Annotated in this window: 1 protein-coding gene and 1 pseudogene; both read left to right on the top strand. The window is 44.3% G+C overall.

The genetic code is table 11. The annotated features are described in order from the left end of the window. Window positions 1-177: 177 nt before the first annotated feature. Complete coding sequence (locus ACQEXR_RS20200; RefSeq protein ID WP_240800883.1) at window positions 178-444, top strand: DUF6444 domain-containing protein; 267 nt, start codon at window positions 178-180, stop codon at window positions 442-444. 20 nt (window positions 445-464) lie between these two features. Beyond that, window positions 465-1202: pseudogene (gene tnpC, locus ACQEXR_RS20195) on the top strand (IS66 family transposase); the annotation flags it as partial.

Below are 1202 nucleotides of genomic sequence, written 5' to 3'. Positions count from 1 at the left end.
CCTGGTTTGCTGGTATACGTTCGCTACTTTCAGTTAATTTTTTGTCGTTATGGTAAGTAAGAAAATTCAAAGTATTGGTAAGCGTTCACCAGCAGTCCATTGACAAAAAGTGTGAGTTAACGCAATTGATCCAACATTCCTAATTGAGTGATCATTTCTAGCCGTCATGCTTAATGCATGAAAAAGAAAAAATCTAAATTCTCATCTTCGCCGCCCGTGGCCTCAGATATCAACGAAGCGAATGCGCTGATTGTTGAGCTCTGGGAGCAGTTGCGCCACTATGAGGACAAGCTCAAAACTAGCAGCGCTAATTCATCCAAATCACCATCATCCGATGGGCCTAAAGAGCGGGCTGAAAGAAAAAAGCTCAAAGCTCTAGTGGTCGCAATCCGAGAGGAGCTACACAAGGTCACTCAGGGCACAAACGACAACTCTCAGAATTAAAACCATCTGATACCTTTGTTGAATGTTACCCAGATAGTGCCTGTTCTTGTTGTGGCGATACGAACCTTAAGATGAGTGATAAACCTTTTTATCGACATCAGGTTCATGAAATTCCCAAACCGACAATGGATATTACCGAGTATCGGCTCTTTTCTGGTAAATGCTCTCAGTGTGGCGAAACCGCGAGGGCCAGAAAGCCGAGCGATATACCTCAAGGCATCATGGGCCCCAATCTATTGAGTCATATCGCGATCTTGGCTGGTCAATATCATCTGAGCGTGCGTAAAATACGCTCTTTACTTAAGGAGCAATTCGGCACTACTTTTTCAATTGGCGCAATCAGTGAAGCTCAAACTCGTGTTGCCTCAATGCTTACCCCACTGCACCAAGCCATCAAAAGTAATATTCAAACGGCTCCGTTAGTACACGTCGATGAGACTTCACACTCACGAAATAGTGAAGAGCGTTTACGGTGGTGCTGGTTAGTATCGAGCGACGACTTAGTGTATGAAAAGATCCTATTCTCTCGCTCCATTCACTCAGCTAAAGCGGTTTTGGGCGCCAATTATTCTGGGGTTGTCGTCAGTGACCAATATGGTGGTTACAACTGGATATCACCAAATAAACATCAGCTATGTTGGTCACACGTGATCCGAAACCTACAACAGATTGCGGATTACACAGGTAAAGGACATACAGCTAAAATAGGCCAACGACTTGTTATGCTGAGCAAATTGGTCTTTCGAACGCGACATCGT

This window comes from Vibrio sp. TRT 2004, assembly GCF_050113735.1.
Lineage (GTDB): Bacteria > Pseudomonadota > Gammaproteobacteria > Enterobacterales > Vibrionaceae > Vibrio.
This window is presented reverse-complemented; position numbering and strand designations above follow the sequence as displayed.